This is a genomic window from Dapis brunnea BLCC-M229 (genome assembly GCF_050015995.1).
In the GTDB taxonomy this organism is placed as follows: Bacteria; Cyanobacteriota; Cyanobacteriia; order Cyanobacteriales; family Microcoleaceae; genus Trichodesmium.
In genome coordinates this window covers 1-18,055 of record NZ_JBNHEP010000313.1, presented here as the reverse complement: position 1 = coordinate 18,055, position 18,055 = coordinate 1, and the positions used below count along the sequence as shown (strand labels likewise).

Genomic DNA, 18,055 nt, shown 5'->3' with positions numbered 1-18,055 from the left:
TTATTGAGTAAAATTTACAAATACATAATCGGGTTTAATACCTTGAAATGAGGACAACTTTTTATTTACTAAAGCTGCCCTAATCTCATAGTCAAGGGCACCTTTGATATCGGTATGAAGCGTATCGCCTACCATAACGATACCTGCCTTATCTACAAAGTTAACATAAGAATGAGCTAGGATAAATATATCTAGAAAAGGCTTGCCGATGTAGATCGCCACTCCACCCAGTTTTTCATATATTTGAGCAACCGAACCTGCGCAGAATTGCTTTTCTCCTTGCAGTGAAAGAGTCTGTAAATCGGGATTCACACACAGCATCGTCACTTTTTTTTCTAGAAAGACTTGAAAATCTTGAGGAGACTGAAACGCAGAATCCGTTGCCGTTAGCAATATAAATTCTGCTTCCTCAGGTTGGCTAACTCGCGAATAGGGCAAACCCTGCAATAACTGCTCATGTTGAGTCTCTCCAATGTAATAATAACGGGAACCAACAATAGTTTTGTGAGGTGCTGTATCAGCAGAAAGCAGATATCGAGTTGTATCTCCAGAAGTAACAATAGCTTGATAAAGCGATCGGCTAATACCCATAGATGAGAGTTGCTCAGACATGATTGCCCCAATTGTTGGTGTGTTGCTAATCAAGACAACTGCTTTTCCCTGATTATTTAAAAATGTCAAACACTCTACAGCATAAGGAAAGCATTGCTCGCCATCAATTAGCACACCCCATAAATCAATAAAAAAAACATTGTATTCAGCAGCAAGTTGATGCCATGAATCACTAGGACTTTTGATACTCATAATGTCTCACTATTGGAGTAGAACTGATAGAAAGATTAGAAAAGAAATCTAGGGCAACTACAGCCTGTTCGACGAGCATTCCCCAGCCATTAATTGATGATTTTGCACCAGCAGCGAGTACCCATTTCTGAAAGAGAGTCTGTTCAGCAATTTTGTAGGCGCACTCCAGACAGTGAGTATTTTGTCCAACGATAGCAGAATTTAAGGGTAAGTTTTGCCCCTGAATACTTGCTGATGTGGCATTAATAATAAAATCGAAAGGTTCTTGAGGAATACTTTCATAAGTGCAAGTGCTGATAATATCAAAAGGAAAATCTCCTTGAATCCCTTGAAGACGCTTTTGAGAGCGATTACAAATTAAGATACTCTTGGGAGATTGCTTTATCAACTCCATCAACATACCCCGCAAAACGCCACCTGCACCTAGGACCAATAATTTCCGATCTGTAAATGATAGTCTATGGTTACTTTTGACATCTCTGATAAAACCTTCTCCATCAGAATTATCACCGTAAAATATTCCCTGTTCATTGCGAATAATATTAACCGAACCCGCTTTACGGGCACGCTCTGTTAAAACATCGCACAATTCAAAGGCTTGAACTTTATAAGGCACGGTGATGCAAATGTGGGTGCCTGATTGAGATTTTAGAGCTAACATCTTTGCTTTTAATTCTCTCGGTTCCACTTCAAATTGTTGAAAATCAAGGTCAATTCCCTGTGAATGGCAGCAGAGTTTGTATACCTCTGCCAAACGACTATGAGAGAGAACACGTCCGAAATAGGCAAGTTTCAATTTTTGGATCGAACGAACTTGACTAGGATACTTTTGTTTGTGCATAAATCAAAAAGTTTAGATGTAGACAGTCTAATGGACTGGCGGTTATATCATGTCCGAATAATATCTTCTAACGGCTTTGGTGATACGTGGCTATGATTTTTCTGGCATTCTAGAAACCAGATTTGTATTAGATGCGGGTACATATTCACATCTGTATCGAAAAACCCAGTTTCTCATAACACACTCTTTAGATTTCATAGCTCGGTTCACCAACGCCTTTCTAACAGTCTTTACCATAATACAATAATCTCAGAAAAACGAATATACGAAAATTCTAACTTTTTTTCTGATGAGTATAATTTATATAACCTATTAGGTATCTTTACAAAGGTATATGTTTTGGGAAAAGGAGTCATATCATGTCCGGATAATTAGTCATAAAAAAGTCTTTGTTTGTAGTAGGGCTTCAGCCCTATCTATACTTCGGGCTAAAGCCCTACTACGAACTTTAATTAATTATCACTATTCAATACGAATTTTATACCTTATTTCAGCAATGCCTATTTGTTCAATAATTTCATGCTGATTCAGACATTTGTTTGTTTACACTTTGACTCAACTGAGCTAAGTAAATTCCTGTTAATACAACTAAGAAAGCTAGCCCATTCATAATAGTTAATTGTTCTGCAAAAATAATCCAGGCTAAAAAACTTGTAAAAATAGGTTCAAGCAATATAAAAAGAGAAACAAATCCTGATGAGAATTGCTTCAAGGTATAAGCCATAATTCCTTGACCAATAACTTGACATAAAACACCCAGTGCAATAGCTACTAACCATCCGTTGAATGAAGAAGGAAACAGTTGATCTTCAGTTAGCCAAGTTACCGGAATAACAACTAATAGCTCTATACTGCAAACCCAAAGAATCACTGTAGTTGTGGAAAATTTTTCTCGTAGCTTTTCAACAACCATATAATTACCTGCATAAAACCAAGCAGAAAGTAGAGCAGCTAGATCCCCTATCAGATGCTCTGGAGAAATTTGGAAGTCTTCTATGCTAATTGAAATTGTTCCTCCCAATGCTAGAAATAAACCTATTAAAAAGTAATTATCAAAAATTTTTCCTAAAAATAACCATCCACTTAAAACTACAAACAATGGCATTAAATTATGAAGTAAGTTAGAATTTGTAACGCTAGTTTCTGTTAAATATCAAGCCCATAATAATACACAAGGTACACTTAGAAGACCAGACATTACATTCAAAAATATATCTTTCTTGGTATATATTTCGGGTTGAATTGAAACACCGGAAATGATTTGGGAGCGTGCTTTTGTAAATCCTTTCCAAGCGACTAAAGCAACAATTGCAATCCAAAGACGATTAAATATGGTGGCAAAAGGGCCGAGTTCGTTTTCACTAAGTCGAATCAAAATTGAAGCCGAAGATAAAATCAAAACGGCAGTTGACAAGAGTATTAATCCCATCCAATTTGATTTGACCATTGTTTGTTTATCTGACATGAAGTTCGTATTTACTTCATTATCTTTTAAATTATTGAGTTGATTTATATCTATTTTTTCTTGATTATTTTCCTGGTTTGAAAGCATTTTTGTCTTTAATTACTAGAGTTGTTGGCATTGCATAATTGTGGGATGATTTTGTTAGAAAGGATCGAACATAATCCCCGTATCCCCGTGTCCGGTGTGTCAGCCTTAATCATCCCAGTCTTCAGCAACGCCTAATTTTTTTGAGGACAGGTTTTGCTCGAACTGTTGCGATCTCAAATTCGCTAGCTTCGGAGTGTTATAGCGCTCTGCGCTAGGGAATAGGGAATAGGGAATAGTAAACTGTCAAAGGATTTCAGGATTTAGAGATGTCCTAACCTTTGCTTCGACTGCTATATAAGAAAACGGGTTTGTCAGAGGTCGATGTCAGTATTATAGGACATTTGATACCAACCCGGTTTCTCTGCTTTTTTAACCGATACTACCGGATTTGATATGAAACCCAGATAGGCTATCTATGAATTTTAACAGCAATATTAGAATTTGGGATAATTGAGATCAAATTCGCTGGCAATGGAAGCGTTATAACAAACCGGGTTTGTAGAAGGTTAGAGCATTTGATACCAACCCGGTTTGTCTGCTTTTTTATACTGATTCTACTAAATTTGATATTATTCGTCTTCCCATGGAGATTCTGCCTCAATCATTTCCTCATAACCTAAATTTCCGTTATACTAAACTTACCAAAACTTATATAGCACTACGCAAATAGGGCGCGGACATTTCTAAATCCTGAAACCTTTTGATAGTCAACTGTTCCCTGTTAAGTGTTCCCTATTCCCGATTCAAGTAGCGCTATACCAATTTACTTTACCGAAAAATTTTGGGTATGCGCCTCCCCTTGGATAGGGGATAATAAATAAAAATTTTCATGATTAGTCAATCCTATCCGTTTTCAAGGAGAGGTAATAATTAATTATTAATTATTAATTATTAATTATTAATTATTGAAAGCGCTTTTGAAATTGACAGGACTTACGCAAATTATTAGAAAATACGCTATTCGTAGAGGGCAAATGCCATTTGCCCCTACTAGCTCGTCTAGCTTGAAAATGTGGGTAAATTTGAGTCAATGAAGACCTCTCCCCTAACCCCTCTCCTGCAAGGAGAGGGGAATGTTCTTCCCCCCTTCCCTTGCAGGGAAGGGGGTTGGGGGGTTAGGTTTTACCCACAATTTTAGTCTGGACGCGCTACTAGATGTGGTGGTTATGCGTAAGTCCTGATTGATAAACCACATTGTCACAACCAAAACTAAGTAGGGACGTTCCATGGAACGTCCCTACTTGTGGTCTACCGTGCAGGAAAACCGCTGTAAGGATGTCACAAATAGTTTCAAACTTTAAAATGTCAAATAATTTGAAACTAAAGTTTTTGTTTGTAGTATAGCTCTCAGCCCGAACTGTAGATAGGGCTGAGAGCTATACTACGAACTTTAATTAATAACTCTTGAACCGAACATAATATGAGTTATAGAGCATTTCTTTTTAGAAGATCGAAGCAGGAAGCGATCGCCATCAAATATGAATAAATTCATTATCCGGCGATCGCTATCCTCACCAATATTAATCTTGTCTGGTCATCAAATAGAAGAATTAAGCCTCATTTTTGACAAAGAATAATGCCGTACGAGGACCGATTTCAATTCCACCGCGATTAGGGGAACCCCATTTATTAATGTACTTCTGACCGTCACCACCGTAGTCTACACACATTTCAAAGTCGTACTGTAGCTCATTGTAACAACCTACTCCTAAACCGGGCATTTTAGCAGCAGTGACATCAAATGTTTCACCAGCTTTATTAATAATGGTTAAACCTTTATCTCCACGCTCGATAAAGAGTAAATTTGGGTTGTCTGCACTGTCAGCAATTTCGTTACCATTGCGATAGTATTGAGATTCTCCCATCATTTGTTCGTGGAATTTTGTGCCAGCAACAATTGTAGGTTCAAAAGCATCAAAAGTTAAAATCAAGGGCGTTCCTTCTTGTCTCCCTAAAACGTAAGCTGTTGCTAAAACTAAATCGTTCTTGTCAAATTTCCAATTATCAAACTGTCCTATTGCCCAAGTGTCGTGGTTACGAGCAAAGGTAACCGCATTGTCTCCAGGTACAGCACGCTGAGTATCTGCTGGATTAACTAGAGAGCGTAAGTCTCCCCCGTAAGTAAAAGCACTTTTCAAGGTATTAACCAGTTGAAAATCCGTTACTTTGGGAAACACTGGAATATATTTCATGCTCTCGTCATAGTTGCGACCGATAGCTTCACCATAGTAAAACTTATCTTCAGGGATAACTTCGACGATCTTCTCCAAATCTTCAACAGAAATGTGTTTGACAGCATCAAAGCGGAAACCATCAATTCCAATATCCATCAGTTTTTGCATATACTCATGCTGTTTCTGTTGCACATAAGGTAAGTCAGTCCTTAAATCTGGCAATCCTTCCCTGTCATTGGGACTACATAACCAATCATTTTCAACTTCGTAGGGATTATTATAGTTGGCGATACATTTTGCTTCGTGGAAATATTCTTTTTTTGGGTAGAGAGGATATGCTTCGGGGAAAGGTGCAACGTCTTTGTAAAAACGATAATTAGCCATGTGATTAAAGACCACATCAGCAATAACTTTAATTCCTCGTTCGTGAGCTGCGTCAATCAAATTCTTTAAATCTTGCTCATTTCCTAAATTTCCTTCCAGAACATAATCAAATGGCTGATACTGAAAGTACCAATATTTGTCTGAAGTGCAAGCATCATCTTCCCGTGAGGGTGTTTGATTGGGAGGGGAAATTTGAATATAGTTATATCCTGCTGCTTTAATTTCTGGCAGTTCTGCTGTGACATTGGCAAAACACTCATCGAAAGCGTGGTAGATAACATCTGCTTTAGCAGGAGTAGCATTGGAGGTCAGTCCAATAATTACTGCTAGGAAGCAGGTAAAAACCCACGTTATTAGAAAACTGAAAGCAAAACGTTTTTTTGTTTCCATAAATCTGATTCCTGTTTCTACAATAGATGATGGTGAGTGAAGTTGAATATCAGAACTGTTATTTGCTTTGAAAGCTATTGCAATCAAATAATATATTAATTCGTTGCTTGCAATTATTGCCTTTATTCAAAATACTATCACATCCTTTTTTATTGTCAACAGTTTATTTTTGATTAAAAATTAGAGATGATAGTTGACAAATAATCACCAATAGTTTATATATGAAACAATTAGTGGGTCTATCGTGATTGTATCTGTGTCGTTGAGATTTTGATAATGCTCAGTGACTTAGTCCCTCATTAGTAACCCTGCCTCGGTGCTTTCGATACGTTCCATCCTCCCAATTATCCCACAACAGGGCAGTAAAATAACCACCCTAAGCGCCATCTGCCTGGACGGCAAAATCTACATTTTGGAGACGCTTTTCGTTTCGCAGGCTCAAGACGGTCCTCAGGCGATCAACGCAGCCTTATTCTGTGGTGCCAAAGACAGCAACAATAGGGATGATGGGCTGATATCAAGTTTCATTAATTAGCCATAATAAAAATCTTTTCTCTGATAAATTTCTCCCTGTTCCCAGTTAAGTGTTCCCTGTTCCCTCAATTTTTTATTGTGGGTATTCAAAGATACATGATATGATATACCATTTATCAATAATAATGCGATATTTGATTGCCATCTCCCCATCTTCTCATGACAAGGATATATAGCAAACTTTTTATTCAAATCCTTGATTTATCTTGACTCCGCACCTAAGCGCCTCCTAACTTCTAAGAACTCCCTAATTATTTATAACTGTTCATCCAGACATGATATCGGGATAGCATTCTTTTTTCAAATTGGTCTTAATTAATTGTTTCGGCTGTGGCCGACATGAAAATTATTAATTGTTGAATACGATGGGCAATCCAATATTGAAAGGTGACAGTTAGTCTAGTAGGGTATGTTAGCGGAACAAAGTCGAGCGTTACGCACCCGAAAAATATCCTCCTACAAAGCCAACAACATCTCCATCTCATTCGTCAACTCATCTGACCAACTCCCGGTCACCCCAATACCTCGAATAGAATCTAAAATCGTCTTTACCTCCGATGGTATCACCACATTTACAAACGGATAACGATTCACCCAAACCATCGCCTGCTGCATATCCAAATAAAAATAACCCTGATTCGACTTGGGCAAAGACCCCAAAATTGCCTCAAAACCTTCACTATCAATCAAACCATCATCAGGAATACTCATTATCACCTCTATTAACGGTTTTCCTACCCCCACAAACAAAGCATTATCATCCAACCAGCCATATCCAAAAAATGTACCAATACCAACCATCTGCCATTCCGTCAACGACTGCGCTCCCATCTGTTTCTCCTTAACCGCCACACCCCCATTTTTAATCGCCATTTGATTTAACTTTTTCAATGTTACCTCAGCAGCAGAGCGATCGCTCGTCTCGAAAACCATTGCCCCACCAACTCCAGTTGTGGCTAATATTCCCTGATTTGATGCAATCAAACCAAGAGCAAATTCTCCATCCATCCAACTAAACACTTCTCGATCCACATCCAAACCTACTTCCTCAAAAGTCTTCCTCACCATATCCAAATAATCTTGTAAATCTTCATTTTCCTGCGCTTGAGTCACAAGCTGCGACCAACTTTGACTAATACCCATGCCACTGATAAACATCATTGTCTCCACCGGAAACCGTTGCAAAATCTCACCCGACACAGGTTGAGTCTGCTCTGGAGGCAATGGAGAAACCAACTTAGTCACCGCTCGCAACCTCACACCTGCATCATCAACCCCTATTCCCATCACCATAGAATTTATTTGCTCAAACTGCTCCAAACTAGCAGCAGAAAACTTTTGATTCTCCGGCAAATCATCCGCAAATTCTGTGATAAACTGACTATAGTTAGGAATAAAAATACTAGCAATAGTATTCTCAACTCCCGCACTCTGCTGTAAAGTCTCAGTAGCATTTTTACTCAGAGAAATACTCTTACCCTGAAATGTATCAATAGCATCTTCTACTGCTGCTGCTATGGGAGCGATCGCCAAATAATCTCCCAAAATTGCTAAATTAAAAGTTTTCCCAGTCTCATCAGTAACTTCTCGAATAGTCACCCCCTGATATTCTCTCTTTATTACCTTGCTCTCATCTTCCCCTTTCAACTTAGTAACAAATCTCAAAGCATTTAATTTATTTTTAATTCCCACTACCATCAAAAGATTTACAGGTTCGTTATCTTGCCCCTCCTCACCAGGTACAAAAGCCAACATTACTCCTCCCAACCAAGGTTTAATGTCTTTTTCCCAATCAATATTAGTCTCAGCTAAATTTTCTTGCTGAAATTCTGCATAACTCTGACTAATCAAGTTTCTTGCTTCAGGAGTACCAAATTGTTGTAATTTAGTTATAGCTTCTTGATTAGGATGGAAAAAAGTGGCCATAATTGCAGATTCTGGCACAACTTGAGCACTGTTGAGAGGACTAGACACCTTGATTGCTATATTTTTAAAGTAAAGATATGTAGCAATACTGCCTGCTGCAATGAGGGCTGCACCACCAATTAAAAAATTTGATTTTTTCATATATCTTTTTTTGTTACCTAGTATTTATGAAGTAATACCAATTTAATAAATGTTTGCTACAAATAGCTAAGGGATTTTTTAGGAGTCAGGAGTCGTAGGGGCGAATGGCCATTCGCCCCTACAGGAGTCAGAATGAATGGTTTTAATACCATTTTTTAGGTCTGAAATCACCTTTTTTGTCAAAAGGATATCTCCTGTAAAGTCTTTTTATCGCCTTTATTATTCGTAACATTATTTTTTCAAAATGGTAGAATACCAATACACTTGAGAGATGTCACAAATAGTTTCAAACTATATATGTGAAATAATTTCCTGCTACTTGAGCAAAACTATCTTCATTATTACTACCTATTTATTTTTTCTGTTTCCTGTTCTCTGCTGATAAATGTTAAATTAATTTTGCAGACTGGATAGTAGCGCATCTAGCTTTCAAATGTGGGTAAAGAGCGAGTCAATGAAGACCTCTCCCCCAAGCCCTCTCCTGCAAGGAAAGAGGAGACGAGAGGTATTACACAATATTAGTTTGGACACGCTATTACTTGCGTGTCTAGCTTTCAAATCTGGGTAAAGAGCGAGTCAATGAAGACCTCTTCCCCGAACCCTCTCCTGCTCCGAGAGGGGAGAATATTCCCTTCACAGGGGTAGGTTTTTTACCTTTGATCTAAAAGAAGTGTGGGGAGAGGGGGAAGAGGAGGAGGAGGGGGGAGTTTATAGGTATTTATTGTATAAAAAAGTACATTGTTTTGAGAATTTTATACTGAATTAAAGGGAGCGATCGCTCCTTTGTTAAAAACCTACCCCTGTAAAGGTGGGGAGATGGGGAGGTGGGGGGAGTTTAGCCTCTAATTAAATACGTTTACTCTCCCGAAATATCCATTGAATGGTAATAAACATAACCTTTTTCTAATGTCTAAGTTTTATGTTAAGAAAGATGTTTATAAAGCATAGCTTTCACTCGTGGGGTAAGGGGGGATAGTTGTGGGGTTGGGGGGTTAGGTTTTACCCACAATTTTAGTCTAGACATCTTAGTAGGTTTGGTTGAAAAATAGAAACCCTGCATTATCTGGGTTTTTCTTAGATTTCCCTGGCCTTTACAGCGTTTTTTTAGGTAGACCACAGTAGGGATGTTCCATGGAACGTCCCTACAAGGTTTTGATTGTGACGTGAAGTCATCTATCTCAAAAGCGCTGTAACCTACTATATAAAGATAAAAATATCGTAAATAGATTTTTGAGCAATGAAAGTAGCTATTACAGGAGCAACAGGGTTTGTTGGCAGTCGCTTAGTGGAGCGTCTACATTCGGAGGGTGAACAAATATTAGTTTTAACCCGCAACACAAAAAAAGCAAAACGAATTTTTCCTGACTCAGCTTATCCTAATTTAGAAATAGTTGCCTACGAGCCAAAACAGTCTGGTGCTTGGCAAAAATCTATAGATGGCTGCGACGGTGTAGTTAATCTGGCAGGTGCTGGTATTGCTGATGAGCGTTGGAATGCTAGTCGGAAGCAAGAAATTATGGATAGTCGCAAGCTAACTACTGAAAAATTGGTTGAGGCGATCGCCCAAGCTAATTCTAAACCATCGGTATTGGTTAGTGGGTCAGCTATTGGTTATTATGGCACGAGTGAAACGGCAACTTTTGATGAAACTAGCAATAGTGGCAATGATTTTCTGGCTCAAGTGTGTCGAGCTTGGGAAGCTGCAGCCCAACCTGTAAAAGATGTAGGGGTAAGGTTGGTTATTTTACGGATTGGTATTGTATTAGGTACGGGGGGTACTGTCTCGAAAATGTTGACTCCCTTCCAGTTATTCGCTGGCGGGCCTATTGGTAGTGGTAGGCAATGGTTTTCTTGGGTACACATTGATGACCTAGTTGGTTTGATTTTGCATTCTCTACGCCATCCAGAAATTCAAGGAATATTTAATGCTACTTCTCCTAATCCTGTACGAATGGGAGAATTTTGTCAAGATTTAGGAGCAGCTTTAAATCGACCTTCTTGGTTACCCGTGCCTGATTTTGCCATTGAATTGTTATTGGGAGATGGTGCTGTAGTTGTATTGGAAGGTCAAAAAGTTTTACCAAAACAAACTCAAGCTTCTGGTTTTGAGTATCAGTATCCTACTGTTAAGTCTGCTCTAAAAAATATTTTGGCTTCTTGAAATTTGTCAAATTTGTTAATAAAGAGTCAAGCTGCCATAATTGTGACGGCAGCTTGCCCAAATCATTTTTCAATAAATCTATAGGTAGTTCAAACTTTTATTTCTGAACAGTTGCCGATTCTTCGATTAATTCTTTTGTTTCTTGCAAGTTATCTGGATCTACATAATGACATACTGCATCATCTAGACAAATTAAAGCCCAACCAGACTCATCAATACTCATCAGTTTATAATCGCCTTCCTGAACAAAAAATCCTTTATGGTTACGAGTGTCAGGCTTTACATTAACGTCATCTAGGTTATTAACTTGGTTATTAAATGTCATTGTACTTCAACTCCTTAGCATTATCTAAAATTAGGTTTGACTCTCTTAATCGAGATTTATACAAGAGACTGTTTAGTCTTCTAACTCAGCTTACTAACTACTAAAAAACTGGTTGAGCATCCCTAGGCTTACTTTAATATCAACCTCACATCCTAAAAAAACATTTTTGACTGATTTGTGTTTAGTTAACCTACTTTTGTTCTTGCCTAGTCAGTTTTTTTGACTTTGAGCAATTTTTTTCGGTTTTCATAGAATATTACCAATACACTTCATCTTCACCTAGAATTGTGCAAATAATTTTCCTTAGTTAGTCTGACTTTTATAGAATATTGATTGACTTAGAATTTAAGTTTTATACTTAATATTTTAAGTCAATCTTCTTGTTTGAGTTTGAACTTGAAATTTTCTGCCAAATTAGCATTTTTCAAGTTTTTGAGCAATTATGATCTAGATAGTTAGTAGAGCCATTCAGCTCTTAGGGATTTTATACTTGATGGTGATTAAGTAATCTCTGAAGTTCTAAAAATCATAACATGATTTTTTCTGGTTTATCGTAAAGTTTTTATATGAATCATTAAGTTTTTTAACGACTATACATTTGTCAATTATTTGATTTATCCAAAAAATTGGTCTAAACATCAAATAACCAACTTTTAACTCTACTAAGGCTAGGCCATTCAGCTCTTCTATCAAAACCATCTTTAATATTATTTTTAATTTCTTCGAGCCAATCTGAGTCAGCCATAATCATTTGCTGTGCTCTATCTATATGAGGTCTAACACCTTTTTCTCCTATTTCCAGCATTGCTAAAGCTAAATTAATTCTGCCCTGTGGATCGTCTGGATTAAGTTTAACTCCTGTCTTAGCTGCTTTGTGGGCTGATTTAGGTTTTTGCTCTAATAGATATAACCACGATAAACTAATCCAACTACTACTACTTTTAGGAGAGCGGTTAGTAATTTCTTTAAATAATGGAATTAAATTCTTTGGGTCTTCTCCAGCTTTATATCTTTCTAATCCTTCTTTATATAATTCTTCGGGTGTTTGAGTCATTTCAGTTATTAGTTATCAATTATCAGTTATCAGTATCTCCTACTGAATTAGGAGGCAATAAAATCAGAAATTTCCTTTCTCTTGGTCTAGGGATGGTGAGGTTTCCTTGCCATCCCACCCTAGGGGAAGCTCTGCTTTTTATCCCTTTCCAAGGGAAGGTTTGATACCTTATTTCTTGGTCATAATATTCCAGGTTTTCTACTTGAAAAAATTAATCACAAAAAGTCAAGTTGAAGATTGGACACTAAGAAAATCAATTTACACAACAATATTTAGGGGCACAGTAAATACTGTACCCCTACTAATCCAGATGGATAATATACCACATCTCTCTAGTTTTTCAAAGATGTAGTTTAATTTAATTAATATTAAGCTGAAAAGGAATTACCACAACCACAGGTTTGAGTTGCATTAGGATTAGTAAATTGGAACCCACCGCCAATCAAAGCGTCACTATAGTCAAGCATTAAACCATAGAGATAAAGGATACTTTTACGATCGCAAACTACTTTAAATCCATCATAATCAAAAACTTCATCATCATCTCTAATTGTGCTAGGATCGGCAAAATCCATCATATAAGACATTCCAGAACATCCACCTTGACGTACCCCTACTCGCAGGCAAAGGTCTTTTCCTTGTTTTTCTCTCAGAGATAGAACCTGCTTCACAGCAGATTCGCTCATCATAATCCCTTTTTGTTGAGACTGAGTAGCTTGTGTCATTTGTTTCTAGCTCCTTATACTGCTATAGCTGTCTAATAGTTATTTATAACTACTTACATATATTTTATATATATTTCTGAAAATCGAACTTATAACTACCTTAAATAATTATCATCAATCAAAATTTTTTGTTCAAGATTAGGAATTTTGTGGTTTAAAAGCTGAGATTTACAGAACAATAACTTAAAATAATATAATTTTTCTGCTTTTATTTTATCTTTACCCTAAAACCAAGAACTAATAATTTTGTACCTGACTTCTGATTATAATTACGAGCAATAAATATTTAGTCCAAGAAACATCCCATATACTGATTATATTTATCTATAGTTGTTTAAAGACTCTCCTTAATAATGGTAGAATCATTCAAAGATGGGTATAAATATATGGTAAGTCTAAAAACTTTTGTATGATTATATCGCCCACTTGCTCCTAGCAATCTTTCAGATAGTCAAAGAGACGATTCTCCTCATCCTAGCAAGGCCGTTCCAGAAAAATGTATGTAAAAATACATTGATCGAAATATGGTTTAAGGTCAAAGGAAAAAAGATCCACTGGTTGCTTCACTTTCACAGGCTTAGTCTATGGTAGCTCTCAATCCTTCAACAATTCGTAGGTTACAAAAATTACAACAAGTTCCTAGTGTGTGGGAAGGCGATCGCCGTCCTATATATTCAGAGTCCAGCTCTAATCCAGAATTAGAGTCGGAAACAACAAACGAATGTATTATCTGGGTAGATGGCTCCCATGGAATGGTCAGAGCAATGGATATGGTAACGCCAGATACAGGCCCAGAAGCAATTGTGAGGACATTACTGCGGGCTATGGAAAATCCTCAAAGTCCAGCTCCAGCAATTAGGCCACAAAAGATAGTAGTCAAAGACCGAGAAATTCAATTTTTTCTCAGGGGTGTCTTACAAAACTTAGGAATTGCAATTGATTATGTACCAGATTTACCTCTAATTGATGAAATATTTCGGGGATTACAGGAAGTATCAGATAATCGTCCGCCTCAGTTACCTCCTGAATATGCAGAAGCTTTAGTGGAAAAAGCAGATCAAATTTGGGATGATGCCCCCTGGGAAATATTAGGAGAGCATCAAATCATCTCTATAGAACTTAATCAATGGGATATTGAAAATCTATATGTCTGTGTTTTGGGTAAATTGGGCATGGACTATGGAATTTTGTTGTATCGTTCTTTAGATTCTCTCAAAAGGTTTAGAGAAAGAGTAACTTATGAAAAATCTTATGAAAATTTAGAAGAAGCTTTTCTAGGGCAAGACTGCCTTTTTATTACTTACGATAGTTTTCAGGAAGATGATGAGGATAATGACAATGGGAATACAAACCTAGAAAATTTATCAGTATCAGAAATTCAGGCAAATTTTGGTAATTTACATCCTTTGGAAGGTTTAAGGTCAGTTCTCTATGAAGAGGAAGCACTTACGACATTAGTTACTTTAGAAGCATTACATCGCTTTTTGCGAGCTTCCCGCAAGAAAATGACAGGTAATAAGTTCCCTAGCATTAGTAGTCGCTACCGCATTCCTATACCTAAATCAGATCGAGTGGTCTCAATTAAAGTAACAACTATGCCAGAAGTAGCAGAAGAATTATATGAAATAGCTGTGGAGTCTGATTCGGAAGGAGATGAAGAATTAGAAATTGAAATGCCCATGCTTAAAGATGATTTGGTTCCACAAAATTCTTTCTTAAGTTTGGGAGTAGTACCTTGGGAGACGGTGGAATATTTAAGGGATAATACTAAACAATATCAGGCAGCAGAGGAAGATATTGAACTATCAGGAGAAGGTCTACCAATAATTTTAATTCAAACTTCTTTGCCAAAAGCAACTAAGTTGATAGCAGATTTAGAAGAAGCTCAGGGACTTCATGGTATAGGATTTAATCCAGGTGAAGACCCTCTGGAGGAAAAAACTTACGATTTGGGTATATTGAAAACTTATGATGGTGTATTGCATTTATTTGGTGAATTTATGCAAAATGACCCCGTACACCAGGAAGCTAGACAAAAATGGGATGAGCGTTGCATTGCGACTGGTGGTTGGTGTGGTTTGATTATTGCTAGAGGTATTACAGGTGCTTCCCGTGGTCAACCTGAATTTAAGGATATGATGGCTTTGTTTGAAATGAGATTCCTGTCATCTCAAGAATTGGGAATTGGGCCGTTAAAGTTGATGCCAGTATCTTATTAATGGGGAATAGGGAATAGGGAATAGGGAATAGGGAGTGTGGGAAGTGTGGGAAGTGTGGGAAGTGTGGGGAGTAAGAAACTCCTAAGATGACTGATACACAATTATTATGTGACAAATTTTTCTACAAAGGTTGTATAGTTTCTCTACACCCCATAAGTTTTGGTCTTAGTCTGAACCGTATTGCTCTATAATTCCCATTTTTCCTAACTACTTCCTACTCCCTACTCCCTACTCCCTATTTCTTCAGAGCAAATTACTTTCTCCAACCTCAAAAGGGTTTCCTAATTGGTAGAATTATTAAAAATTGTAAAAAAACTTAGTAAGGAAGTAAAAAATGCGAGTAGCGATCGCAGGGGCAGGTTTAGCAGGAATGGCCACGGCTGTAGAATTAGCTGATGCTGGACATCAAGTGGAAATATTTGAATCTCGTCCCTTTGTTGGAGGAAAAGTAGGTAGTTGGGTAGATGGAAATGGAAACCATGTAGAAATGGGTTTGCATGTTTTCTTTGGCTGTTACTACCAACTTTTTGAGTTAATGAAAAAAGTGGGAGCTTTGGAAAACCTTCGCCTCAAGGAACATACTCACAATTTTATTAATAAAGGAGGCAAAACAGGTTCCCTAGATTTTCGCTTCCTGACTGGAGCGCCTTTTAATGGATTAAAAGCTTTCTTTACCACATCTCAGCTATCTGTACAAGATAAACTACAAAATGCAATTGCCCTAGGCACCAGTCCTATAGTCAGAGGGTTGATAGATTTTGATGGGGCAATGAAGACTATTCGAGATTTGGATAAGGTAAGTTTTGGAGATTGGTTTCGTGGCCAAGGTGGATCTAATGGAAGTATCAAACGGATGTGGAACCCTATTGCTTATGCTCTGGGGTTTATTGATGCGGATAATATTTCTGCTCGATGTATGTTGACAATATTCCAATTATTTGCTGCAAAAACTGAAGCGTCTGTGTTGCGGATGTTGGAAGGTTCTCCTTATGAGTATCTCCACAAACCTATTATTGATTATTTGGAGGAACGGGGTACTAAAATTTTTACTAGACGACAAGTTAGGGAAATTCAGTTTTCTGAGAATGATGGAGAAACTCTTGTTAGTGGAATAGTTGTTGCTAATGGGGATACAGAAGAAACTATTGTTGCTGATGCTTATGTTTTTGCCTGCGATGTACCAGGTATTAAGCGGATTCTACCTGAAGCTTGGCGAAAATGGCCGGAGTTTGACAATATTTATAAGTTAGATGCGGTACCTGTGGCAACGGTACAGTTAAGATTTGATGGTTGGGTGACGGAGCTACATGATAAAAACGAACGTCAACAATTAGATCGTGCTGTTGGTCTTGATAATTTACTTTATACTCCAGATGCTGATTTTTCGTGTTTTGCTGATTTGGCATTGACAAGTCCGGGAGATTATTATCGTCAAGGGGAGGGTTCTTTATTACAGTTGGTATTGACGCCTGGCGATCCTTTTATTAAGGAGAATAATGAGGCGATCGCTGACCATGTTTTAAAACAAGTCCATGAGTTGTTTCCTTCGTCGCGGGAATTAAATATGACTTGGTATAGTGTGGTGAAATTAGCTCAGTCTTTATATCGGGAAGCTCCTGGTATGGATCCATATCGCCCAAACCAACAGACTCCAGTGCCTAATTTTTTTCTGGCGGGTAGTTATACTCAACAAGATTATATTGACAGTATGGAGGGGGCAACTATTTCTGGTAAGCAAGCAGCTAAGGTAATTTTGGCGAATTTTGAAAGTATTTTGGGGAGTAGTTCAACAATTAATAATTAATAATAATTAATAATTAATTATTACCTCTTCTTTTATTTATAAGTAAGAGGATTAGCTAAAGGAATTTTTTTATCCGTGAATGGAGATGCTTTATACCTTGATTTTTTGGTAATGGAGGAAAGTCTGCTCTCTGGGGCGTGTGTGCAAACTGTTATAAAGGGAGTAGGGAGATATGCTTGTTATACTAAGTAAAATTATTGAATAAATAACAAGGAGTTAATGAAGTCAGAAGTCAGAAGTCAGAAGCGAGTGTGTAATTCTGAGGTTCCCATTTCCTGCGGAAAGGCTTCGCCAACAGAATGTAAGACACACATCTGACAGTCAGAAGTTATTTTTGTAACTGGGATTTGAGCAACTCTCCAAAAATATTTCGCCTTAAAAAGCGGGGTTTTAGACTCAATTATTTTGATAAAATGTTTCTTCGTAAAGCACAATTTATCGTGTTAACTTGCATGGCAGTTTTCTATTTTTTCTTTGTCTTGAAGTTGCTCATATAGATCGAACTTTAGCTCAAGAAAATCTACAAAAGGTAGTTATTTGCAGTCCTAAAAACCCTAATAATATTACTTATGAACTATTCGATGAATGTACATCCGTTGTCAACGGCAAACTACAGGTAGGAAACGAGTGACAAGTTAAGCTTGCCTACAATTTGGAACTAGAGGTCTTTTTTAATTTCAATAAAAATTATAGACATTTACGGACTGCTCTATAATTCCTATTTTGCCTAACTATGGTTTGCTGATTAAATCTAAAAGCATTGACAAGTAAAGGTTTGAGCTTTTTTGGAGGTAAAAAAAGTGCAAACTTTTTAGCTTGAGTAACCAAAAAGTTAGGACTTTGGGTAGACAAGCTGAGTAAAGATAAAGGTACAATTATTCCTCCTACTTTCTCTGTCTCCCCAAACAGACGACACTCTGCTTTTTTCAGCAAACCCTAATTAAATCATTTTCTGAAGCACCCTGGCGAGGGGATGAGTAGTGGAATTTTCCGACTATTGCGTAGGTCACAATAATTAAAA

The 18,055-nt window shown here is 37.4% G+C and carries 14 protein-coding genes and 1 pseudogene; 4 read left to right on the top strand and 11 right to left on the bottom strand.

The annotated features are described in order from the left end of the window. From ACP6PM_RS35925 to ACP6PM_RS35895, 7 genes and pseudogenes are all read right to left on the bottom strand, one after another. Window positions 1-804: a TIGR01459 family HAD-type hydrolase gene (locus ACP6PM_RS35925; protein ID WP_426591653.1), complete on the bottom strand. Its 804-nt coding sequence runs from the start codon at window positions 802-804 to the stop codon at window positions 1-3. Beyond that, a complete protein-coding gene (locus ACP6PM_RS35920; protein ID WP_426591651.1) occupies window positions 785-1,645 on the bottom strand; it encodes a shikimate dehydrogenase family protein in 861 nt (286 codons plus the stop codon). The genes ACP6PM_RS35925 and ACP6PM_RS35920 overlap by 20 nt, the downstream gene beginning before the upstream one ends. 517 nt (window positions 1,646-2,162) lie before the next feature. Continuing rightward, window positions 2,163-2,666, bottom strand: a complete 504-nt coding sequence (locus ACP6PM_RS35915) for a DMT family transporter (protein ID WP_426591699.1) — start codon at window positions 2,664-2,666, stop codon at window positions 2,163-2,165. Next, window positions 2,655-2,783, bottom strand: a pseudogene (locus tag ACP6PM_RS35910) (EamA family transporter); the annotation flags it as partial. The gene ACP6PM_RS35915 and the pseudogene ACP6PM_RS35910, both read right to left, overlap by 12 nt. Window positions 2,784-2,798: 15 nt before the next feature. Then, on the bottom strand, window positions 2,799-3,197 hold the full coding sequence (locus ACP6PM_RS35905; RefSeq protein WP_426591650.1) for a hypothetical protein: 399 nt from the start codon (window positions 3,195-3,197) through the stop codon (window positions 2,799-2,801). Between the two features lie 1,550 nt (window positions 3,198-4,747). Further along, window positions 4,748-6,145: an alpha-amylase family glycosyl hydrolase gene (locus tag ACP6PM_RS35900; RefSeq protein WP_426591649.1), complete on the bottom strand. Its 1,398-nt coding sequence runs from the start codon at window positions 6,143-6,145 to the stop codon at window positions 4,748-4,750. Window positions 6,146-7,135: 990 nt separating this feature from the next. Further along, on the bottom strand, window positions 7,136-8,746 hold the full coding sequence (locus ACP6PM_RS35895) for a DUF3352 domain-containing protein (protein WP_426591648.1): 1,611 nt from the start codon (window positions 8,744-8,746) through the stop codon (window positions 7,136-7,138). 1,237 nt (window positions 8,747-9,983) lie between these two features. Here ACP6PM_RS35895 and thyD point away from each other — a divergent pair. Then, window positions 9,984-10,907, top strand: a complete 924-nt coding sequence (thyD, locus tag ACP6PM_RS35890; protein ID WP_426591647.1) for a thylakoid membrane protein ThyD — start codon at window positions 9,984-9,986, stop codon at window positions 10,905-10,907. 97 nt (window positions 10,908-11,004) lie between these two features. Here thyD and ACP6PM_RS35885 read toward each other — a convergent pair whose 3' ends face one another. From ACP6PM_RS35885 to ACP6PM_RS35875, 3 genes are all read right to left on the bottom strand, one after another. Next, complete coding sequence (locus tag ACP6PM_RS35885; RefSeq protein ID WP_426591646.1) at window positions 11,005-11,232, bottom strand: hypothetical protein; 228 nt, start codon at window positions 11,230-11,232, stop codon at window positions 11,005-11,007. Between the two features lie 631 nt (window positions 11,233-11,863). Continuing rightward, window positions 11,864-12,286 carry a hypothetical protein gene (locus ACP6PM_RS35880; RefSeq protein WP_293097264.1) on the bottom strand — a complete coding sequence of 141 codons (423 nt, stop codon included), beginning with the start codon at window positions 12,284-12,286 and terminating at the stop codon, window positions 11,864-11,866. Between the two features lie 368 nt (window positions 12,287-12,654). Beyond that, window positions 12,655-13,011, bottom strand: coding sequence for a HesB/IscA family protein (locus tag ACP6PM_RS35875; RefSeq protein WP_426591645.1), 357 nt, complete (start codon window positions 13,009-13,011; stop codon window positions 12,655-12,657). Between the two features lie 584 nt (window positions 13,012-13,595). Between ACP6PM_RS35875 and ACP6PM_RS35870 the strand changes: the two genes are divergently transcribed. From ACP6PM_RS35870 to ACP6PM_RS35860, 3 genes are all read left to right on the top strand, one after another. After that, the gene (locus ACP6PM_RS35870; protein WP_426591644.1) at window positions 13,596-15,230 is read left to right on the top strand and encodes a DUF6930 domain-containing protein; all 1,635 of its coding nucleotides are present in this window, start codon (window positions 13,596-13,598) and stop codon (window positions 15,228-15,230) included. Window positions 15,231-15,564: 334 nt separating this feature from the next. After that, window positions 15,565-17,034 (top strand): 9,9'-di-cis-zeta-carotene desaturase, encoded by a 1,470-nt coding sequence (gene zds, locus ACP6PM_RS35865; protein ID WP_426591643.1) that lies wholly within the window; start codon window positions 15,565-15,567, stop codon window positions 17,032-17,034. Between the two features lie 448 nt (window positions 17,035-17,482). Beyond that, on the top strand, window positions 17,483-17,665 hold the full coding sequence (locus ACP6PM_RS35860; RefSeq protein WP_426591642.1) for a hypothetical protein: 183 nt from the start codon (window positions 17,483-17,485) through the stop codon (window positions 17,663-17,665). Window positions 17,666-17,721: 56 nt separating this feature from the next. On the opposite strand, the gene ACP6PM_RS35855 is transcribed toward ACP6PM_RS35860, so the two are convergent. Next, on the bottom strand, window positions 17,722-17,967 hold the full coding sequence (locus ACP6PM_RS35855; protein WP_426591641.1) for a hypothetical protein: 246 nt from the start codon (window positions 17,965-17,967) through the stop codon (window positions 17,722-17,724). Window positions 17,968-18,055: the final 88 nt, after the last annotated feature.

What these genes read in the sequence shown, in the direction of transcription:
- ACP6PM_RS35925 (WP_426591653.1), bottom strand. Translation starts at nt 804, where the DNA reads ATGAGTATCAAAAGTCCTAGTGATTCATGGCATCAACTTGCTGCTGAA.
- ACP6PM_RS35920 (WP_426591651.1), bottom strand. Translation starts at nt 1,645, where the DNA reads ATGCACAAACAAAAGTATCCTAGTCAAGTTCGTTCGATCCAAAAATTG.
- ACP6PM_RS35905 (WP_426591650.1), bottom strand. Translation starts at nt 3,197, where the DNA reads ATGCTTTCAAACCAGGAAAATAATCAAGAAAAAATAGATATAAATCAA.
- ACP6PM_RS35900 (WP_426591649.1), bottom strand. Translation starts at nt 6,145, where the DNA reads ATGGAAACAAAAAAACGTTTTGCTTTCAGTTTTCTAATAACGTGGGTT.
- ACP6PM_RS35895 (WP_426591648.1), bottom strand. Translation starts at nt 8,746, where the DNA reads ATGAAAAAATCAAATTTTTTAATTGGTGGTGCAGCCCTCATTGCAGCA.
- thyD (WP_426591647.1), top strand. Translation starts at nt 9,984, where the DNA reads ATGAAAGTAGCTATTACAGGAGCAACAGGGTTTGTTGGCAGTCGCTTA.
- ACP6PM_RS35885 (WP_426591646.1), bottom strand. Translation starts at nt 11,232, where the DNA reads ATGACATTTAATAACCAAGTTAATAACCTAGATGACGTTAATGTAAAG.
- ACP6PM_RS35880 (WP_293097264.1), bottom strand. Translation starts at nt 12,286, where the DNA reads ATGACTCAAACACCCGAAGAATTATATAAAGAAGGATTAGAAAGATAT.
- ACP6PM_RS35875 (WP_426591645.1), bottom strand. Translation starts at nt 13,011, where the DNA reads ATGACACAAGCTACTCAGTCTCAACAAAAAGGGATTATGATGAGCGAA.
- ACP6PM_RS35870 (WP_426591644.1), top strand. Translation starts at nt 13,596, where the DNA reads ATGGTAGCTCTCAATCCTTCAACAATTCGTAGGTTACAAAAATTACAA.
- zds (WP_426591643.1), top strand. Translation starts at nt 15,565, where the DNA reads ATGCGAGTAGCGATCGCAGGGGCAGGTTTAGCAGGAATGGCCACGGCT.